4 protein-coding genes are annotated in these 3,676 nt (G+C 43.8%); 3 read left to right on the forward strand and 1 reads right to left on the reverse strand.

The genetic code is table 11. The annotated features are described in order from the left end of the window. A partial coding sequence (locus Q0688_RS13970; RefSeq protein ID WP_299077817.1) for an MBL fold metallo-hydrolase occupies window positions 1-1,046 on the reverse strand: 1,046 nt, incomplete at its 3' end. Between the two features lie 159 nt (window positions 1,047-1,205). Between Q0688_RS13970 and Q0688_RS13975 the strand changes: the two genes are divergently transcribed. From Q0688_RS13975 to Q0688_RS13985, 3 genes are all read left to right on the forward strand, one after another. Beyond that, window positions 1,206-2,369, forward strand: coding sequence for a glutathione S-transferase family protein (locus Q0688_RS13975; RefSeq protein WP_299077820.1), 1,164 nt, complete (start codon window positions 1,206-1,208; stop codon window positions 2,367-2,369). A 4-nt stretch (window positions 2,370-2,373) separates the two neighbouring features. Beyond that, on the forward strand, window positions 2,374-3,372 hold the full coding sequence (locus Q0688_RS13980) for an NADP-dependent oxidoreductase (protein ID WP_299077823.1): 999 nt from the start codon (window positions 2,374-2,376) through the stop codon (window positions 3,370-3,372). After that, a partial coding sequence (locus Q0688_RS13985) for a hypothetical protein (protein ID WP_299077826.1) occupies window positions 3,369-3,676 on the forward strand: 308 nt, incomplete at its 3' end. The genes Q0688_RS13980 and Q0688_RS13985, both read left to right, overlap by 4 nt.

Raw genomic sequence — 3,676 nt, forward strand, 5'->3', positions numbered from 1 at the left:
TCTTTTGAATTGACAGGTAAGCTAAAAAACGTGCCATCTTTGCCTAAAGTGACCTCCCCTGAATACGCTTCATCCACACCTTCCACAAATATGTCTTCTAGAGTGCTAATGGGCAAGGGTGGCACTATATGGTGCAAGACTAAATGCCTAACTTTTGCCTGTTGTGCTGTTTGCGCCGCTTCAACAGGGGTGGTGTGATAATCGAGAATATCCTGGGTGATCTTAGCAATGTTGTCACGGTCGGTTTGTTTTACTCTTTCATTGATCAACATAACTAACTTTTTAGAAAGCGCTTCATGCAATAACAAGTCAGCGCCTTGGGCAAACTGGGCGACATTGGCCGATTTTACCGTATCACCGCTTATTACCACTGCACGCCCTTTATATTCAAACTTGTAGCCTACCGCCGGTGACACTGGGTGATGATCGACTTTAAATGCCGTGACCGTTAAGCCATCTTGTTGATAAACCAATTGCCCTTCACCCGCCACAGGCACGGCAAACGCCTCGGCTACTGCATTGCTACCCGATGGCGGCATGACTTTTGGGGTGTGGTGAGCAATACGATAACCATCATCAAAAAAATACGCTTGGTTGAAACCTTCTACTACTTTTTCAACGCCTTGTGGTGCTATCACCGGCAGTGGCGTAGTGTGCGCGCCATTGGCCCAGCGCTGCATAATTAATTCCCCTAAGCCGTCAATATGATCCGAATGAAAGTGAGTTAAAAACACCGCTTCAATATTCGCAAGCGGCACGCGGCCTTGTTGCAATACTTTGGATGCACTGCTGCCCGTATCCACGATAAACACTTTTTTATCGGCAATAATAGCAGTGCATGGCCCCGAACGTTTAACGTCCATCATAGGCGAGCCCGCACCACATAAATATACATGTAACCCATCAGGCAAGGATGTCAGCAAATTACTGGTTAAGTTTTTATCTATGGTGCGTTGCATTATTTTTAGGGTAATCGCTTCTTTACTAAAAAATAAAACGGCGACAATCAATACCAAACCTAATGCAATAAATTTAACTGTTTTCATTTAAGTTACGTCCTGAGCCTTGATTTTTAATTATGATGTCATAAATAGTGTCAATATCATATATGCTGCTTGCATAATCAATATTGTTATGACATTGTTTGTGACATTACATAGATTTGTTAATGCCATGCTTAATAAAAACGTCGAGTGAAAAAGACTATGCCTGAAAATAATCAACCTTATATTTTATATGCCATGACGGCCTCGTTATTTTCCGCAAAAGTGCGCGCTTATTTACGTTTCAACAAGATTAACTTTATAGAGCGCGGGGCAGGCAGCCAAGAGTTTCGAGAAGAAATCGTGCCTAAAGTAGGGCGTTGGATCATTCCGGTATTAAAAACGCCTTCAGGTGAACTGCTGCAAGATGGCACCGATATTTTAGATTATTTAGATAAAAATGCAGCCAACAATGGCTCTATTTTCCCTGAAGATCCCAGCATAAAAGCCATTGCCCATTTATTTGAATTGTTTGGCTCTGAAGGTTTACTGCGCCCGGCTATGCATTATCGTTGGCATTTTGATAAACAAAATTTGACCTTCCTGAAAACTTCATTTAGAGATTGTTTGCCACCAGCAGCAAACCAAACCGAATATGAGGCTTCCTTTGAATTTGCCAGTGGCAGAATGCGTAAAGTCACAGAATATTTTGGTGCCACCGCCGATAATTTGCCGAGTATTGAAGCCGCTTATTTAGAATTTCTGGCACTATTACAGGTACATTTAGATGCCCACCCTTTTTTACTAGGCGGTAGGCCTACTATTGCCGACTATGGATTATTCGGCTCCTTGTACGCCCACTTAGGCCGAGATCCCTATCCACTTGCCTTGATGCAACAACATGCGCCAGCTGTTTTTCAATGGATTGAGCGCATGAATTCACCTCATACAATCGATAATCATGTGTACGCTGCTAGTAAAGGTGAGTTGTTTAAAAGCGATGCTTTACCGCAAAGCCTAACAGCATTAATGCATTATATCAGCGAAGAGTATTTGCCTGAGATAAGTGCCCATGTCGCCTATACAAATCAATGGCTTACACAAAACCCAGATGTTCCTTCAGGCACCACAGGTGTAAGTGAAAAAATGTCCCAAGCGTCACTTGGTATGGCGCAGTTTGATTGGCGTGGTAAAACTATGAGCTCCACAGTGATGATCTACCGATTTTATTTGTTGCAGCGTTTAACTCAGCATTTTGAGCAACAATCCGCCCAAGTTCAGCAGCAAATAACGCAAATATTTGCAAACACAAACCTAGATAGCCTACTCACACTCAAGACTCAGCGTAAGGTTATTCGCCAACACTACAAAGAAGTGTGGGAGTAACACTATGCAAGCCACCCAAATACGCACCACTGGGTTTCACGATGGCACTACCGATGACATTTTTGAAACCACGCATACTCCTCTAGCAGACTTGAAAGAAGGTGAAGTAAAACTACGCACCGATTGGATTTCTATCGATCCTGCTATGCGCGGTTGGACCACCAATAAAAGAAGCTACATGCCGCCAGTGCAACCAGGGGATGTGATGCGCTGTTTTGGGGTGGCCGAAGTGCTTGAAAGTCGCGCTGATAAATTCACTCAAGGTGATTGGGTCACAGGGTTTATGGGGGTGCAGGACTTTGGTGTGGTTGGTGCAAAAATGTTGCGTAAAGTGGATCTGAATCTCGCCGAAGCTAAAGACTATCTGGCTGGCTTAGGCATGACGGGTTTTACCGGCTATTTTGGTATGACCGACATTGGTCAACCTCAAGCAGGTGAAACCGTAGTGGTATCGGCGGCAAGTGGTGCAGTGGGCTCTATTGCCGCACAAATCGCCAAATTGGCCGGTGCTAGGGTGATTGGCATAGCTGGCGGCCCCGAAAAATGTGGGTATTTACTCGAAACATTGAAGCTCGATGGGGTGATTGATTATAAAAATGAGGCAATACCCGCCGCTCTTAAACGTGAATGCCCTAAAGGGATAGACGTGTATTTTGATAATGTGGGTGGTGACACACTTGATGCAGTCATGGGGCGCATGAACTACCAAGGGCGCATAGTGGTGTGCGGCTCGGTGTCTCAATATGGCGATTTTGCTAATGCTACAGGACCTGCCAACTTTATGACTGTGGTCACTCATAGCCTTAAAATTCAAGGCTTTACCATGAAGGACTATATGCACCGCGTGCCCGAAGCTTTTAGTTATCTACTTAAAGCTAAGCGTACTGGCGACATTATATTCAGAGAGCATGTTGTTACTGGGCTTGATAATTTTCAAAGCGCGTTAAAGATGATTTTCACTGGGCAAAATCACGGAAAACTTCTATTAAAGGTGAAAAAATGATTTGGGAAATATTTATTGCGGGTGGGCTTTTTTACGGCTGCTTTTTATTGTGGCATTTTAACTGGCGCGGCCCCATGCAAGCTAATGAAATTGCCAAGATGATGGAAAAGCTCAAATCCAATGAAATAAATAAGCATAGCGATTTAACGGTGTTACACGAGTTTATGCTAAGTGACACTGGCAAGGATTTTTGCATGGCAAATTTTGTTGAGTTAGCCGCCAGTGATGTGAAAGATCCCGTCACAGGAGAACTATTACCACCGCGTCAAGCAATAGAAAAATACACTAAGGGAATATTACCCAT

This window comes from uncultured Paraglaciecola sp. (assembly GCF_937123705.1).
GTDB lineage: Bacteria > Pseudomonadota > Gammaproteobacteria > Enterobacterales > Alteromonadaceae > Paraglaciecola.